Raw genomic sequence first — 18,529 nt, 5'->3', positions numbered from 1 at the left:
TTTATTTGGAAGTTTTTTGTTTTTTTTGATCATCTTCAGTTTGTTCTACAGCTTTTTCTTTTTCCTTGTCTTTTTCTTTCTGCTCCTTTTCCTGCTGCTTTTGATTTTTGATCATTTCTTTTTCGCGCCGGGTTTTGGTCCTGAAGATTTGGCTAAAGCGGTTAAAATCTACTGTTAAGGCAAATCCAACACCGGTTTCTACTACCTGGCCCTGTATCACAATATATTGGTCTTTACGGTAGGCCCTCACCATATAGCGGCCATCTTTGGTCAATTTATAGTTTACAGAAATATCTCCGGCAATATTGGTAGCCTTTTCATTAGCTTGTTGCCCTTCCAGGTTAAAGTTATTGCCTACGTTTACGGTGAGCCTGTCGTTTAAAAAGCGTTTGGATAAACCTACATTTAAATCGGTACGGTTGGTTGCTGTACCCGATGAGTAATCCTCGCCAGACTGCAGGTTGAAATTGAGATCGACGCCTGCTATCATGTTACCGGCTAACTGGTTTAATTGATCGGATAGCAAAGAACTCACGCTCGACCGTACCTGGCCTTCTACGGTAGTGCTGCCACCCTGGCTTTGCAAAGGGTTTTCGCCTATAAAGTGGTTGAGCAGTAAAACAGCAAATACCTGTTTATTCAATTCGTTAGGATCCTGACGGAGCTGATCAAGTTTATTGTTTACGGTTGACAGTACATCCGACGACACATTGTAATTGGTATTGGATGGCAGCGTGATACCGAAAGTAATGTCGGGCTTTAAAAGTTCGTTTCTTAAAGTCAGTTCCACGTTAAAAGGCAACTTTTGTTTGTACATGGTACGTTCAGTCTCGCCGGATAATTGGTTATCAACCAGGTCAATCGGCGGAACGTTAGCAATATAAATAGCTGTCATATCCAGCGCAGCACTGGTAGGGTCTCCCTGCCAGGTTATGGTACTTCCTCTTTTAAACGAAAACTTCCGGTTGATGGTGAGGTATGATAAGTCGTACGAACCTTCGTTCACAGTAAATGTTCCTGTTAAATTGGTTTTTCCGCTTGGATCGATACCCAGGTTTAATTGAGCGTCGCCTTTAATATGTACAATATCTCCATTGGCCGCATCCACCACAATGGTAAAATCAGCCTCTTTATCAATGGTGAGGTTCATGGAAACATCCAGGCCGGTAATGCTGGAGCGTTTCAGCGAATCAAGTTTGCCTTTAAATACCGAATCGGCCTTGGTTTTCTTCTTATCTACAAAAACAACCACACCTTTCCGATCCTCAATACCAGGGTCGCTTTGCGGCAATACTACAGTTAGCTTGGTTTTATCGTTTACCTTCAGGCTACCATCTACAATAGGTTTATTCATATCGCCGCGTATTTTTAAGCGCGTATCCAGAAAAACCTGGCCATAATACAATTTGCTGTCGGCCTGCGTGGCATTGAAAACCCTGAAGTTATCCATCGAGATATCTACCCCGAACTTGTAATCTTTATAGGTTTTGGTATAGATGGTACCTGCAACTACAGCCTTATTGCCTGCGGAGTCGATCAGTGTGAAATTGTTAAATAAAATGCTGTCGTTGTTAAAGGTGATCTTTTCGTTAGGCATTTTATAGTACGAGTTGATCATGGCAATGTTAACCGCCGCGTTGTTGAAATTCACATCTCCCCTCACGTTAGGCGCATCAGCAGTACCTGTAATTTTGAGCTTGCCGTTAATGGAACCGCTTGCCTGTTTGAGGTTTCCGAAAGAGAAGCCTTCAATACTTTTCAGGTTCAGATTTACAATATCCAGGTTCATATCAAAGCTGCTTTTGTCGGTATAGTAAAAGCCATCCAAATTAACCTGGTTACCCTTGCCCGTGATGCTTACATTGGCTGCAAAGGCGTTGGCGGTTTGGTTGTTAACTTTAGCGGCAATATTGCCGAGCGTATCTCCTTTAAAGTTAAAATCGGATATATTGATGTCTGATGTAAAGGTGACCGCTTTATCCAGGTTGGTTACATTGGCGCTGCCGTTAATTACACCACCTACCAGTAAGGCGTCTTGCTCGGCCAGTTTGGTTAAGGTTTCTATCCGAAAATTTTTAAATTCAACGTTTAACGGCCCGTTATACTGTGGTGGCGATGTATTTACACTTAATACCTGGTTGGCGTTGCTGATGGCAAAATCGGTAGCCATAATACCCTTGCTGCCAAATTGCAGCGAGTTATTGGCGCTAACCGTCCACTGTGTATAGTCCAAAAACAGGCCGTCTTGTAAAAAGCTGAACTGGTATTCGCCAGCCATCGTGCTTAAAACACCCGCTATGCGGTATCGCTCTTTTTTGTTCACATCCCTGATCTGGACTGTGGTGGTCAACTTATTGTTCTGTGCGTTGCCGGTGATCGATGGGTATAATAAATTAACCTGCGATGCTTTTACCTGGTCGGCAGTAACGCTATAATTCAAAGCGTTATCCGTATTGATATTCAGCTTCAGGTTATTAACGATATTGGTGCCATAAACAACCTTCGTGGCCGATCCGTTCACTACAAGTTTGCCCGATTGGCTGTCAAAGCTTCCTTTAAATACTACAGGGTCCAGTTGTTTTAAATCGGGCACAAATTGAGTAAACAACGGCGTTTTAACCAAACGGGCATCAAAAACATATTGCTGTGCCGCATATTTTACCTTAACCGTTTTGGCATTAGCCGGTGCTGTGTTAAAATATTTATTAATCACATCCTGCAAGGCGGGCGCCATTTCGGTCAATTTGTATTTACCTGCCAGGTGGGCGGTAAGCATATCACTTCTTAATCTCAAGGTGCTGCTGTCGGCATTGGCGGTTGCCAGTACTATCACCGAATCCATACGAATTACCTGGCCCTTGTTGGCTACCATCATATCGGTTAGCTTAATGTTTCCGTTCAGGTAATCCGGGTCGGCAGTTGGTAGGTTCGCAATCAGCTTGCCATGTAAGCGCAGGTCATCTTTGGCAAAATGCAGCTTTTGTAAGTTAATGCTATCCAGGTTCAACGTCATATTGACAGCCGGATATTTCTTGGTCATGTTGGCCTTGGCATTAAGCGCGAAGCTTATATTAGGATCCTTCATGCGCGCTGCAACATTAATTAATCCCCGGTTGGCGGTTCCGTTCATTACCAGGTTATGGTATTTGTAACCCATTACATCGGCGCTCACCACATCGCCGCTAAATTGGGCAACGGCGGTTTTCATATCTGTGCCCGAGCCTTTAACCTTAGCCGTTAAAGTTAAGTAGCCTACATTCTTTTCTTGCTTCAGCAGTTTGCCTGCATTTAAATTATTAGCCTTAATATCGGCCGAATAAACTTCGGAGCCTTTGGCCTTGCCGCTGCTCATGCTGGCAATAGCCGCCACGTTTCCATCGCTCGAGTGCAGGTTTAAGTTGGTATTGAAGTTTTTTATGCCTCCTTTAAAGATGCCTTTCAAATTCATCACCGCAGGTATACGTATACTTGATGGTATGCTGCCTGCGGGGGCAAGCTTGTTAATATCCGTAGCGCTGGTATTAAAGTCGTCAATTTTAACGTCAAAATAAGCCTTGGCCATATCGGGCAAGCCTTTTAGCGTTGCCGATGCCTTGATGTGCGTATTGCTTAAACCTGTAACCTCCAGGTTGGGGATACGCAAATTATTAACCTGTCCGTTTACTTTGCCGTTTACTTTAAAAACGGCATTGGGCGAACTTTTGAATGGCTCCATACTGGCCATGGTGGGCATCAATATTAGAACATCCCGAAGGCCTAATTTACTTCCGTTTAAGTTGGCATTAATGCGTAACTCGCCCAATTTAGCAGTCATGTCGGCTAACGACTGGTAGCCTATTTGTACCTGATTTTGTAAAACGGTGTAGGGGGTTTGCAGGTACAGGTCGTTTAAGTATGATTGCTTTTCGCCGTATAAAAACGTTGTATGAAATTTTTCCACTTTCAGGCCGCTCTTATCGCTAAAAGCGAAAGTATTTACCCTGCCCGATATTTGGGTGGGGCTATAAGCAATGTCCTGTGCGTCTCCGTTCAGATTACGGATATCCATGTGCGCAAAATCAATCCCTTTGGCTAAAACTTTTTGCGCCTCGTTGTCAAATTTAACATTATCGTTCACGAGGCTGATTTTATTGAGGGCGAGCGACCACCCTTTACCGCTTTGCGGAGATGCTACCAGCGTATCGGCTTTTTTAATGGCCTTTACTACGGCCTTCTGCACAGTTTGTGGTTTTAATAACGACAGCTGTCCGTTGGTGTTTTCAAGTTGGATATTTTTGATCGCCACTTTCTGGTTCTTCAAATCTATTTTATCCATCTCAACCAGCAATCTGCCCAGGTTTACCTTGGTTTTCATTTCTCCGCCCTGGTAATTTACATTGATTTTGGAAAGATCAATCACACCCAGGTCCAGAGTCAGGTTCAGTGGTTTAACAGCTGTATCTGGCGCAGCAACAACGCTTGGGCCGGTGGGCGTTTGGATGATGGTGGCATCAAATCCGGCGAGAGTAATCTTGGGAATGTTGAACTTCATCTTATCCAGGTCAAAGTTTTTAACCCGTGTATCAAAATGGCCCAGTAAAAATTTAACGTTGTTACCGCTGATGGCATCATTATATTTGATGTTGATCTTATCCAGGATAACCTTATCCAGCGAGAATTTTAATGTCGACGTAGTATCGGTAGGCTTGGGTTCGTTTTTTTGCTCGCCCATAAAAGCCTTCATGATATAGGTATAGTTAAAGGCGCTGTCGGGAGTCCGCACCACGTTGGCTGTAATTCCCTGCAAATTTATTTCGTTGATCTCCACCTTTTTGTGGAGCAACTGCATCATGGTAATGTTAACCTTAAGCTTGTCGCCGGCCAAAAGCGTATCGCCTTTCTGATCGGCAAAATAAACACCCTCTAAAACCAGCATTTTGGGGAACTCTACGCTTAGCCGGTCAATCTTAACTTTGGTTTTGATTTTGCTTTGTAAAAAAGTGACGGCTTTGTCCTTAGCGAAATTTTGTACTGCCGGAACTTGTATTAAAATCAATACAAGTAATACCAGCAAAATAACAATGCCTATCACCCACAATAGTGTTTTAAGGGCAATCCGTCCTAATTTTTCCAATTTGGTAGAGTTTTTCTATAGTTAATGCTTATGATTCAATATCACAACAAATAATGTGCAAAAGGTATCATTAAACCCTGAATTTGTTGCTATTTACGCTTTACAGCTCATATTGCAGCTTTGCTTTGCAACAACGTTAAGGGCAAACTTGTTTGTTGCTAATGTATGTTTTACACTTAAATTGAATTGTTAGTCGCTAAAATATCGGTTTGCAGGATATTGGGGGGCCTATTGCAGATTAATTGTTGATTAGTTAACACAACGGCTAATGTTGTGCCTGATAAAAGACGGCTCTTAAACCGGGGGGCAGCTATTGGTGATCAGGCTATCTCTATAGAAACCGATTGGTTTTAAGCCAAGAGTACTTTGCCTGGAGTGTCTTGTGTCAAAATTCGGTATCCTTGATTGATTATTAATGAATTTTTATCCGGCTATAACCGGCATTTTATCGTTGACATGAAGCAAGGCAGAAGCGACTCTTTTGCATGCGACTGCTACGCTGTAGTTCATCCCCGGAAAAGGTATCTCCTTCGTGCGGACGTTGTTGGGGATTAATAAATTTAAAAAAATGTGAACGAGGAGGCATTTTGCGCCAGGACGACAACCGTTCACGTTTTGCAGCAGGTCTATCGCACGCAAAAGATCCTCCTCGACATAGTTTGGGAAAGGTGAATTTGAAAAAAATGTCATACCGAGGAGGATCTTGTTGCAAACGAGCATCTACCCGGATTTATCTTCGTTCATTATAAACACCAAATTCCGCGATAGACGGTTGATGATCATAGCTTTCAATTTGCATTCTGATCTTACTTCCGGTCATCTGCTTTAAACGGTGTATCTTTATTTTATTTGTATTTTCTCCGCTAAACAGGGTAATCCAGGCACCATTGTGATAACAGCTAAGCGTATAGCTTTTGATATTGGCCTTTTCTTCTGCAATTGTAATCGTGTTAAACTCCGTATCATTTTTAAAATTCAGTTCAAACCATGGTTTTTTAATAGTGGAGTTGGAAACCCAAGAGGTGCCAAAATCATCATCATTCGCAAAATCCATAATTGCAGAATCATCGCTCCAACTGGAGTTTGCAGGTACGTGTTTGGCCAGGTTATGTGAAATAATGGGCAAACCTGAATTAGGCAAAGGGGGCAGGGGGCCCTGGTTATGCCATAGTTCGCCAATTTGCTTAAGCGCGGCTAAGGCGTTATCATCCATCAGGCCGTCACGGTTTGGCGCTACGTTTAGTATAAAATTGCAGTTCTCTTTATTTAACGGGATCAGCGTTTCATTTACCAGTTTAACCGGATCTTTTACCGGGGTTGTTGGATGGCTGGTTTCCCAAAACCAATTTTGCTGCAATGGCAAGCAGGCCAAAGATGGCAGGCGGTTTCCACTGCTGGCAATGCGCTGCCCGGCACCCATTTCATAAGTTTTAATATCGGTATAATATAAAGCCTCCTGCGGGTATTTGGCGCCGTTCAGGTCCATCAGTAAACAATTAGGCTGTAATGATTTCACCAGTCGGTATATTTCTTCAAAAGGGATATCATCATACGAAATTCTTGACCATGGGGCATCCCAGCCGTCAATAATCAGCGCCTGGATAGGCCCGTAATGGGTTAACAGCTCGGTCAGCTGCGCTTTCACCATTTTACTGTGTTGGGGAGTTATACAGTTAGGCCTTAAATAGTGGTGAGTATCCAGTATGGAATAATAAAGGAATACTTTTAAACCATTTTTGCGGAAAGCATCTACATACTCTTTAACCACATCCCTTTTTAAAGGGCTGTTCATGACGTTATAATCTGTTGTTTTGGTATCCCAGATGCAAAATCCGCTATGGTGCTTAGTGGTAATACAGCCATAAGCCATGTTGGCAGTTTTAGCGGCCTTTGCCCACTGATCGCAATTGAGTTTGGTTGGATTAAAAGCGGAGGCGGGCATTTCAGGATCGGGCCAGTCCTGGTTAGCATAAGTGGGCATGTTAAAGTGAATGAACATGCCAAAACGCAGGTCTACAAAATTTTGCTGTAATTCAGTCAACGGTTTTACAGGTGTATTGCCGTTCTGTGCCATTAAAAAGGATGGTAGAAGGCAGAGCAGCAGCAATATCAATTTGCTTTGATTTTTCATTTTTGTTGTTTTTATATCGTAATCAATTATTATAGCCCCATACCGGAGGCACGCCTGCGGGGGTAATTCCCCATGATTTATTAGGTTTGGTTCCCATTATAAACTCCAACCTGCCGCCGCTGATGATATCGTTTTGGGTGATATAAGTTTTAGTGTAGGGCTTGCCGTTCAATTTTACAGATTGAATGTAAATGTTTGGTTTGCCGGGATTTTTTACACTTACACTGAATGTCTTACCGTTAGGCAATGTGATAGCTGCCGCCTTTAATATTGGCGACCCAATGGCGTATATTCCGTTTGCCGGGTTAACGGGATAAAAACCCATGGAGCTGAAAATGTACCATGCCGACATCTGGCCGCAATCTTCATTACCTGCATACCCGGATGATGAGTTGTTATACAATTCATTCAATACTTTTGATACATAATATTGGGTTTTCCAGGGCTCACCGGCATAATCATACAGATAAGCAATGTGGTGGCTCGGCTCGTTACCATGTGCATACTGCCCTATAAAGCCCGAGGCATTACCATTTACATCGCCAGGTTTGTTAGCCAGGGTGAAAAAGGTATCCAGCTTGGCTGTAAAGGCCTTGTTGCCACCCATCAGGTTAATCAGGCCGGGTACATTTTGAGGCACATACCAGCTGTACTGCCATGCATTGGCCTCGGTATAGGGGCTGCCGCCATTGCCGCCATAACTGAGCGGATTAAATGGTGTTACCCAGTTACCGTCTTTGTTTTTGGCTTGAAAGAAACCAGTTTTAACATTATACAGGTTTTTGTAAAAAGCCGAGCGTTCCATAAAGTGATTGTAATCAGCAGTATTACCCAGCTTCCTGGCCAATTGGGCTACGCACCAGTCATCATAGGCCATTTCTACGGAGATGGATACGGATTGTGATTCAATATCCTCGGGTATGTAGCCATATTTTTCCCAGGCCGCGAACGGCGAACCGGGATGCTCCGTTACAGATGATGCCTTTATTGCTTCATAGGCATCCTGGGCATTGATACCCGGAATACCTTTTAGCACGGCGTCGACAATAACCGGGATGGCGTGGTTGCCGATCATGCAATAATTTTCTTCTCCCCAAAGCTGCCAGATAGGTAAGTAACCATAAGTTTTGTACTGCCTGATCATGGTGTTGATAAACCCTGCTGTCCGTTCGGGTTGTAAAAGGGTGTAAAGCGGATGCGCGGCGCGATAAGTATCCCACAAAGAAAAGGTAGAATATTGAACTTTATCGGGCGCATTACCGATAGTCAGATCTGTTGCCTGGTAATCGCCATTTACATCGGCGATGTTGTTGGGTTGGGTGAATGCGTGATAAAGCCCGGTGTAAAAAATCTGCTTTTGCTCCGGAGTGCCCTCTATCTTTATTTTACTCAGTTCTTTTTCCCAATTATCGGCGCATTGCCGGCTGATATTGTCAAAATCCCAACCCGGTAGCTCTGCGGCCATATTCATCTTTGCATTGTCGATACTAACGGCAGATAAGGCTACTTTAACAAGTACCTGTTCTTTATCGGTGGTGCTGAAATTTAAAGCTGCCTTTAAGGCTGTACCGTTTAGCAGGGTAGTAGGGTATGGGGTGTTATTGCCGTTGGCCATGACAACGTTATCAAACGGTTTGGAAAATTCGGCGTGGAAATAAACTTTGCGCAAACTTGCCCATCCGGTAATAATGCGGTAGCCTTCCAGGGTATGGTTGTTAATTACCTTTAATTCTGCATCGATAATCCTGCATTCCCAGTAACCGCGTTTTTTATTCAAGGAATGATCCAGATCTATCACAATGTGTGATTGTGTACTTGCCGGAAAAGTATAGCGGTGCATACCGGTATGCGCGGTGGCTGTTAGCTCTGCATTAATGCCATAGTCTTGCAATAGTACCTGGTAATAACCCGGCCGGGCAGTTTCCTGCTGATGGGAAAACGTGGAACGGTAACCGCTCCGGCTAACCTGGCTTTTCCCCGGCGAAAGCTTTACCTCGCCCTGGGTTGGCATCAGCAATACGTCAAATAAATCGGCCACGCCGGTACCGCTTAAGTGGGTATGGCTAAACCCAACTATCGTTTTATCATTGTAATCATATCCTGATGCCGGGTCGTCCGGCGCGTCGCGCGTATCCGGGCTAAGTTGTACAAAGCCAAATGGAGTAGTTGGCCCCGGGATATTACTACCCGAAAGGCTGTTGGTATCTACCGCCCCGGTACCTATAAACGGGTTAACATATTGCACCACACGCTTTTCCGGAGTGTGTTGTGCCTGTAGCCAGGCGGGGCATAATATCAAGCAAAGTATAAGGTATGCTTTCATGGTTTTAGTTTTTAAATAATGCGGCTAAACGTTGGTTAAGGGCAACATCCAGCACGGTTATCCTTTAAGGTCTGATAGTTGATATCATCATTAAAATTACTTCCTGAATTATTGATCGTTAGAGAGCGAGTAGGGGTAATCAACCGGCTTTACTCCTCTTTGCTTATTGGGTTGGTTTTGCATCTGGATATCAATGGTAGCACCCTCAAGTAGTTTCTGGTGGTTCAGCCAATTATAGCTATATGGTTTGCCGTTATAACTTATACTTTTAACATACCGGTTAGCATCACTGTTATGTTGCGCGGTAATGATGACCTTTTTACCATTTTCAAGGTTCAGCGTAATTTTGCTGAAGAGCGGAGCGCCCAGCACATACTGACCGGAAGCGGGGCATACCGGGTAAAACCCGATTGCCGAAAACACATACCATGCAGATGTTTGTCCGTTATCCTCATCGCCGCAGTAGCCATCGGGTGTAGGCTTGTACAAGCGGTTCATCACCTCCCGAACCCAATATTGCGTTTTCCAGGGCTGGCCGGCATAGTTATAAAGATAAAGCATGTGTTGGATAGGCTGGTTGCCATGTGCGTACTGCCCCATATTCACAATCTGCATTTCGCGAATCTCGTGGATTACACCTCCGTAGTAGCTATCATCAAAAACAGGAGGCAATATAAAAACCGAATCCAGCTTATTTATAAAATGCTTGTTGCCACCCATTAGGTTGATTAAGCCCTGTATGTCATGAAAAACGCCCCAGGTATAATGCCAGCTATTACCCTCGGTAAAGGCGCCTCCCCATTTAAACGGATTGAATGGCGACTGAAAAGAGCCATCTTTATTTTTACCGCGCATTAACCCGGTTGAACTGTCAAAAAGATTCCGGTAGTTCAGGCTTCTTTTTTTATACAGGTTGATTTCAGCAGCGGGGCGGCCCAGTTTTTTACCAAGCTGATAAATGGCAAAGTCGTCATAAGCATATTCGAGCGTGCGCGCAGCATTCTCATTGATGTTAACATCGTATGGTACATAGCCTAATTCTTTATAATATTTTACGCCATACCGCCCAACTGCCGATATGGGGCCTTCGTTGTTGGCGCCATGCAACAAGGCCTGGTACAAGGTGTCAATATTATAGCCCCGTAGTCCTTTTAAGTAAGCATCTGCCACTACCGACGCGGAATTGTTGCCAACCATAATATCCGCATAGCCCGGACTGGACCACTCGGGCAGCCAGCCACCCTCTTTGTAATCGTTCAAAAGCCCTTGTTGCATCTCCTTATTGATGGATGGGTACATCAGGTTAAGAAAAGGATACAAAGCGCGGAAGGTATCCCAAAAGCCTGTTCCGGCAAACATATAACCCGGTAAAACCTGCCCATTGTAAGGGCTGTAATGAACAATTTGCCCCTTAGCATCAATTTCATAAAGTTTGTTTGGGAAAAAAAGCATGCGGTAAAGGCAGGAGTAAAATGTACTAACCTGTTCTGCCGTTCCGCCACCAACCTCTACGCGGCTTAAGGTTTTATTCCATGCCGATTTGGCTTTTTGTCTGGTTGTTTCAAAGCTATCGTTTCCCAGTTCGCGCTTTAAATTAAGTTCTGCCTGCTCGTAATTGATGAAAGAAGAGGCTACCTTCAGGCCCACCTGTTCGCCCGCAGTGGTTTTAAAATTCACTACGGCAACGGCATGGTCGCCGGTAATCTCAACCGGCGTGCTATCTGGTTGACCATCGGTTGTATTACGGCTGATGAAGAAGGGCTTATCAAAATAAATAATAAAGTAATTTTTAAAGTTGGCCGGTACATTACCGCTGTTTTTAGTGGTATAGCCGATAATTTTTTGTTCGTTAGGATAGATTTTTAAATAAGAACCCTTATCGAAGGCATCAATAACAATGTGTGAACTATCAGATTGAGGGAAAGTGATTCTGAAGCTGGCGGCACGTTCGGTTGGCGTAATTTCGGTGGTTACATTGTAATCGGCGAGGTAAACGCTGTAGTAATAAGGCTTTGCAATTTCTGCTTTGTGCGAAAACCAACTGGCGCGTTCATCTTCTTTCACCTGAATTTTTCCAGTTTCCGGGAATATCGAGAACTGTCCGTAATCATTCATCCAGGGCGATGGCTGGTGGGTTTGTTTAAAGCCGCGTATTTTATTGGCATCGTAAGTATATTGCCAGCCATCACCCATTTTCCCGGTTTGCGGGGTCCAGGTATTCATACCCCAGGGCAAGGCAATAGCCGGGTAGGTATTGCCGTTGGATAGATCGCCACTTGAGGCTGACCCCATTAATGGTTTTACCCATTCAACAGGATCAGCTACCTGGGCAACCTGTTGTGCTATTGCAGGCGATGTAAATAGTAATACGATAGCACATCTAAAAATTTTCATGAGCATTTTAAATTTCGGTGGTAGAGAATTGGTCTTCCGGGCGGCAGGATGTCCGGAAAATAATAACAACCGCTATGTACACGGATAGGTATACCAGGGGTGATGAAATGCCGCTCATCAGTTAATACGGATATTTCACGTTTGGATAAATTGCCTGAGCTTTTTTAAACTGTGCAATTGCGGTATCGTTCCAGGCGGTTCCAAACGCAATCTTTGCCTGATCGTTCAAGTTAACACCGGCAGCTCCACTAAAAAAATGGACAAATTCGCCTAAGTTTAAAGCTTCACTTCTGTCGTGGGCATTGTCGGATAATTGTTTGAAATACTTAGCCAGTACAGCTCCCTGGCCATATTTGTTATAAATAGGATAGAACCAGTTTTTAAACCATTGCGTGTTTGGCGCCGGAAAATCATCATATTGCGTTTGCATCTGATTAAATATATCCTGTGCCTCCGGCTGCCTGTTGATATTCATGAGTACATCATAAATAAAAATTTCTGCAAATTTGCTGTCGCCCCATAATCCGGATGAAATGTCATGTTTCATGCCGTAAGACGAACTGGCTACAATGTGCCCAATTTCATGGATAGGCTCCCTGATTGCGTCTCCGGTGCTTTCGGCCCATACGCTAACGCCCAAGCCGCAATCGGTTGTATTACGGTAATTATGTGTTTCATCGTAATAGGTACCCGGGTGGCCTCCTCCGTAACTATTATCTTGGGCGCTTGCATTTGGTGGGATGCCGTGGCAGATCATATAAAGGCGTGATGAATCGCCGTAGTTGCCATAAGTTTTTTTAACGTACCGCCATGCCAGCGTATACTGGCTCCTAAACCATTGTATGGATTGATCCATGCCATCATCATAATAGAGAGCCAAATCATCATTGTAGTAAGCCAGGGATACCAATTTGGTATGGCCACCCCAACAGTGCTCTTTCCAGGTAGCCGGCGGCGCGCCCATTACCGTAGTTACAGGCGTTGTTTTAGTTCCTCCGGAAGAACTGCCCGACTGCTCGCTTTTTTTGCAGGCAATAACAATACCGCATATCATTACCATAGCGGCAATGCTATATATATAATTTTTCATGATGTTTTACTTTGAGTTTAATAATGGATTTTTAATTGTGCATATCTGGCGATTGCCAGCAAGTAGTTATTAAAAGGGAGAGGCCTAATGCTTTCTCCCTTTTAAACAAAAAATACATGCTAACTACCAGCCGGTATTCTGTACAATTTGAGTATCTGAGTTAACGTCGGTTTGTGGAATTGGGAACAAGTATGACTTTTTATTAAACACGCGTGTTTCAAACGTTACCACATTGTAGAAGTCGGGGGCATCGGCATTGATGTTTAATCCATGCAGAGCACCGGCTTCGGTTTGAGTAGCAATTTTCCAGCGGCGAACATCAAAAAACCGGTTGTTTTCAAAGGCCAGTTCAATCTGCCTTTCACGCCTGATGGCCTGTCGGACAGCGTCCTGGCCTGCAGGAGCATCAACTCCCTGGCCATAAGCCGGTATGCCAGCGCGCGTCCTGATCAGGTTAACGTATTTTAATATGTCTGGGTTACCGGGGTCACTTTCATTCAGCGCTTCCGCATAATTTAAATAAATTTCAGCCAGCCTCAGCATCACAAATGTCCGGTTGCCCTGTGTCCTGTCGCTGGGTGGGTTGTTTTTGCGCACGATATAACCTGTTGGGCAATAGTCGTTTTGCCCGGCATTGCGCCCGGAGTTACCGTGGTAGGTAAGGTCGGTAATAAATAAGCCGGCATTTTTATCTAACCATTCACTATTGTTATAGGTAATATCTACATAAAAACGAGCTTCTCTTCCTATCCATTGATTATACGTATAAGTTGGAAAATCCTGGTTTACGGCTGCGAAATTTTGGAACCCGCTTTGCATATAACCCGACGTAGGGTCGGTGATTGGTTTTCCGTTAGCCATAAAAAACGCGTCGACCATTTCTTGTGTAGCACCAAGGCTGCCCGCGCCTTGTACCTCGCCCGGAAAACCCTGGTGGTAGGGCGTAGTATCATATTGCCAGGTGGTTACGTTCGGGTTGGTATTTGCGTAAATAACCTCTGAGTTCCAATCAACCAGCATCACATCACGGCAAGACAGGTAGGCGCTGTAATTGCCGTTATTATCATTTTCCTGGTAAAGGTTGTAAGTGTTTGGCACATACGTATCAATAAAAGCTTTTGTCGCGGCTGCTGCTTTTGCCCATTTGGTAACATCAACAGTTTGGCTAATCAGGTGGGTACCATCCTTATTTACCAATGTGCTGTAATCGGTATTCCCATTAAATAAAGGGCTTGCGGCATATAACAACGCTTCTGATTTAATGGCCTGTGCAAAACCACTGGTTATCCTGCCATAAGTATTACTATTTGATGGTTTTGCAGGAAGATCTTTGGCTGCCGCATCCAATTCATTGCTAATATACGTTACGCAATCGTCTATTGAGCTTCTTGACAATTGGTAAGTGCTTATCGCGGCGTCTGGTGCAAGTGTTTGTTCGCCTAACAGGATCAGCGGGCCGTAAATGCGCATCAGGTAAAAATAATAGATAGCCCGCAATGCCTTCGCCTCTGCTTTATACTGGGTTTTTAAATTTGCAGAGAGGTTTGGAACCTTATCTATATTGGCAATAAATATAGTTGCCGAACGAATGCCCTGGTAATAGTTATTCCAGTAAGCTGAAACAAAGCTGCTCGAGGCATCATAAGCTCCATTGTTTATATTTTGAGAGGCAACAAAGCCCCAATCATATTCTGCTTCGGAGCTGCCGCCTGTCCATACCCCGGCATTACTACCCGGAGCATTTTGCTGGTTGGCTTCATCGGGGAGATAAGAATAAGTGTTGGCCAGAAATTCAACGGCTGTTGTGGAGTTATTAAAAGTAGCATCAAGCGTTAACCGGTCATTGGGCACCTGGTCCAGATAGCCTTTCTTACATGAAGTTGTGATGCTGATCAGCATCACGGTGGCTATTACTAATATGTTATGTTTTTTCATATCTGATTTTCTCAAAAAAATGATAAATGATTTTAGTTAAAAACCTACACTAAAACCAAACGATATGGTTTTCACGTTTGGATAAACCGTGCCGTTCCCTGTATTTAGCTCAGGATCCCAAAGATTAAATTTGCTGATGGTAAACAAGTTATATCCCATAGCGTAAACTCTGAAGCTCCTTACGCCGGCTTGCTTCAGGAACGCGTTATGCAGCGTATAACCTATATCTACGGTTTTCAGGCGGAAAAACTTCGTGTTTTTAACCCACCACGTACTGGTTTGTGTATTATTGAAGTTTGCTGCATCGCCGTAAGCAAGCCTTGGATAAAATACGTTTTGGCTCGGGTTTTCAGTTGTCCACCGGTCGGTAATGTTTGAAAACGCGTTGCTTTGACCGCCACTGGTTGAAAATGGTTGTATGCCGGAGCCCGATACATAACGATCGGCATTTCCGGTACCTGTAAAGGCTGCGCCTATATCAAAGTTTTTGTACGATGCATTGAGAGTAATACCATACATTAACTTTGGTACGTCGCCGTCACTGATTTTTGTTTGGTCGTAAGCGTTAATCACGCCATCTCCGTTTAAATCCTTGTATTTAATATCACCTGGTAAAACCTGGCTTTTGTCGCCCGGTACAGCACTCTTATCAATTTCGGCCTGGCTTGTAAATAAGCCCTCGGCAATGTAGCCAAACTGTGCAAGCACTGGCTGGCCTACCTGGCTCATCCATGGATAGGGTGGTGTGGGCTGGTCATTCCTAATCACTTTGTTTATGGAGTAGGTTACGTTTCCGGACAGATTTAAGTTAAAGTCGCCAAATTTCAGATGGTCTTCAATGGTAGCATCAAAACCTTTATTGTCAACAATGCCTACGTTTCCTTCCGGCAGGTTTGCTATACCAACATAGCCGGGTACATTTGCCCGCTGTATTAAAATCCCGGTGCGGTGTTCGTTAAAAACGTCTGCAGTTACCGATAGGTTGTCATTTAAAAACTTTACATCAATCCCTAAATCCTGTTTGTGCGATTTAGACCAGGTTACATCAATTCCATATTGATCAATGGCAATTCCGGAAATGCCGTTTCTGTTAGTGCCATACACGTAACCGTTGTGGCTGGCCGACAGGAATGTTAAATAGGCAAACCTCGAACCATCGTCGCTGCTTCCAACCCAGCCATTTGAATAGCGGAATTTTAAAAATGATACTACGCTTTTTAACGGTTTAAAAAAGTTTTCGGCAGAAACCAACCAGCCCACACCAAAGGCGGGGAAGAAGCCGTAGCGGTTTTGCGGTGCAAAGTTCTCAGACCCATTATAGCCGCCATTAAATTCGGCGAAATATTTGTCGGCGAATGAATAGGTGGCCCTTGTGGCTAAACCCCGATGCCGGTGAGGAATAGAAGATGTAATGTCATTAACCGGGTAATATGATTTATCGTCCTGGGTAAACAGGGCTAATGCGCCAACTCGGCTTTTGCCAAATGAGCGGTCGTAATTGAGTGACGACTCGGTATACGTTTGGTAGTAGCCGCCGCTGCTGTTGCTGAAGCTTAAGGTATTCTGCGATCCGCTGTTGTAAGTTAAATCCAGGTTCGGGCTTCCGTCTGCATTGTAGGGATTGGCAGAATCCAAAATATAAGTATTTTCCCGTTTGGTATCGGCTATGGATGATGAACCCGAATTGTCAAAAGCATACATGGTGCTGAAACTCAATCCCGGTGTTAAAAAAGCCAGATCCTGTGTAAGCCTGATGTTAGAGTATAACTGGTAAGAAAAATCTCTTTTATAACCTGTAGTTGTAAGCTCGGCATAAGGGTTGGGCTGGCCGCCGTTGCCATTAATACCTGGTACGAAGCCTCCGGGATACATTGTTGGAAACACCGTGGGCGGTAGCGATACCGCGTCGTTAAAAATAGTGCCCGAAGAGGTGCTGGGCGAGTTCCCCTTGTAAACAAAGCCCTGTACGCCAACATCAAGCTTTGTTGTTTTGGTTACCTGCAGGTTAACGTTACTGGTAAAATTATACCTGCCATAATCGTCATCGATATTATATCCCTGGTCGCTGCTTGTTTTTAAAAGCCCGGCAGTATATTGATAACCGGTAGAAACATAATAAGTAGCATTGGGGCTCCCCCCGCTAACTGTTAAATGCGCACGGCGTGTGGGTGCATATTTTCTGAATACAGCGTCGATCCAGTCAACATCCGGATACAGCAACGGATCCGTTTTGTTTACCGTGTTCTGTATATAAGCTGAGGAGTAAATAGGCGCGTTGCCACGAGTAGTATTAGCCTCATTTACTGCGGCCAGATAGGTTGCGCCGTCGGCCATCTTAGGTAATTGGGTAAATGTTTGTATCCCCTCATAATAATCGGCGTTAACCTGGGGCTTACCGGCAATCCCTCTTTTGGTTTGTATAATAATTACACCATTGGCGCCTCTAACCCCGTAAACAGCTGTGGCCGATGCATCCTTCAAAATAGTAAAAGACTGAATGTCCAGCGGATCCAGGTTATCCATATTTCCGCGGTCTACTCCATCTACAAGTATGAGCGGGCTTGAATTGGTACCAGCAAAAGAAGCAATCCCCCTGATCCAGATGTTTGAACCATCGCCACCGGGCTCCCCCGAGCGCTGAACGCCGATAATACCAGCCACACGACCGGCCAGTAAGGTACTTAATGAAGCAACCGGCGCATTTTTAAGCTCGGTAACATCAACAGTTGATTGCGCGCCCACCAAACTTATTTTTCGCTGGCTGCCATAAGCTACTACGGCCACCTCTTTCATTTCGTTAGCCGGCAGTGGCACCAGCTGCACATCGATGGTTTCTTTGTTCTCTGCCGCAATTTCAGTTGGCTTGTAACCTACAAACGAGAAAACCAATAGGTCGGTAGGGTCATTAATCTGTACCTGGTAAACGCCTTTAGCGTCGGTTACAGCGCCGCGATTTGTTCCTTTTACCTTTACGGTAACACCTGGAAATGGTAAGCCTTTTTCATCAATTACTTTTCCGCTTAGTATCCGCTGAAGCGCAGGTTGCTTAGTGCTGTTATATTTAACAAGTATTTCCCCGTCCAATACTTCGTAATTGTAGGGCGTTTTAGATAGCATATTATTCAGTAACTCTTTGAGTTCTTTGTTTTGAACTGCCGCCGATACCTTGGTTTTACAACTGGAAACCGAGCCCGCGTAGGTGAATTTTACGCCGGATACGGCGGAAATCTGATCGAGCGCTTCGCTGATCACTATATTTTTAAAACTGATAGACAGGTGCTTTTTTAAAACGTCTTGCCCGGTAGCGTTATCTGCCAGTGCAGTTAAACAGGAGCACCATATCATCGTTAACACTAAGGTGTTGATCTTCATAAAAAGAGTAAACTTTCGTGCCCATTTGCCGGGTACTTTATTTTTCATATATTCACTTTTATAAAATGTTTAAAATTTAGCATATACTCCGGCGTCCAAACCATTGGAGTATTGCTTTCTGAATTAGCATTTGATTTTCAGCACGGGCCTCAGCAGGGGCCTTGCTGAATT

7 protein-coding genes are annotated in these 18,529 nt (G+C 44.2%); all 7 read right to left on the bottom strand.

Annotated elements, in window-relative coordinates:
• Position 1: 1 nt before the first annotated feature.
• Positions 2 to 5,113 (bottom strand): translocation/assembly module TamB domain-containing protein, encoded by a 5,112-nt coding sequence (locus MUCPA_RS08130; protein ID WP_008505678.1) that lies wholly within the window; start codon positions 5,111 to 5,113, stop codon positions 2 to 4.
• Between the two features lie 730 nt (positions 5,114 to 5,843).
• Entirely contained in the window at positions 5,844 to 7,244 is a 1,401-nt protein-coding gene (locus tag MUCPA_RS08120; RefSeq protein ID WP_008505676.1) for an alpha-L-fucosidase, read from the bottom strand.
• Positions 7,245 to 7,266: 22 nt separating this feature from the next.
• A complete protein-coding gene (locus MUCPA_RS08115; protein WP_008505675.1) occupies positions 7,267 to 9,567 on the bottom strand; it encodes a GH92 family glycosyl hydrolase in 2,301 nt (766 codons plus the stop codon).
• Positions 9,568 to 9,675: 108 nt separating this feature from the next.
• A complete protein-coding gene (locus MUCPA_RS08110; protein ID WP_008505674.1) occupies positions 9,676 to 11,961 on the bottom strand; it encodes a GH92 family glycosyl hydrolase in 2,286 nt (761 codons plus the stop codon).
• A gap of 121 nt (positions 11,962 to 12,082) precedes the next feature.
• Positions 12,083 to 13,051 carry a hypothetical protein gene (locus MUCPA_RS08105; RefSeq protein ID WP_008505673.1) on the bottom strand — a complete coding sequence of 323 codons (969 nt, stop codon included), beginning with the start codon at positions 13,049 to 13,051 and terminating at the stop codon, positions 12,083 to 12,085.
• A gap of 123 nt (positions 13,052 to 13,174) precedes the next feature.
• Complete coding sequence (locus tag MUCPA_RS08100; RefSeq protein WP_008505672.1) at positions 13,175 to 14,986, bottom strand: RagB/SusD family nutrient uptake outer membrane protein; 1,812 nt, start codon at positions 14,984 to 14,986, stop codon at positions 13,175 to 13,177.
• A 36-nt stretch (positions 14,987 to 15,022) separates the two neighbouring features.
• The gene (locus MUCPA_RS08095) at positions 15,023 to 18,406 is read right to left on the bottom strand and encodes a SusC/RagA family TonB-linked outer membrane protein (protein WP_008505669.1); all 3,384 of its coding nucleotides are present in this window, start codon (positions 18,404 to 18,406) and stop codon (positions 15,023 to 15,025) included.
• Between the last annotated feature and the right edge of the window lie 123 nt (positions 18,407 to 18,529).

Origin of the sequence: Mucilaginibacter paludis DSM 18603, from assembly GCF_000166195.2 — a bacterium.
Taxonomy (GTDB): Bacteria; Bacteroidota; Bacteroidia; order Sphingobacteriales; family Sphingobacteriaceae; genus Mucilaginibacter; species Mucilaginibacter paludis.
Note: the sequence above shows the minus strand (reverse complement) of the source record. Positions and strands in the feature narration are given on the sequence as shown.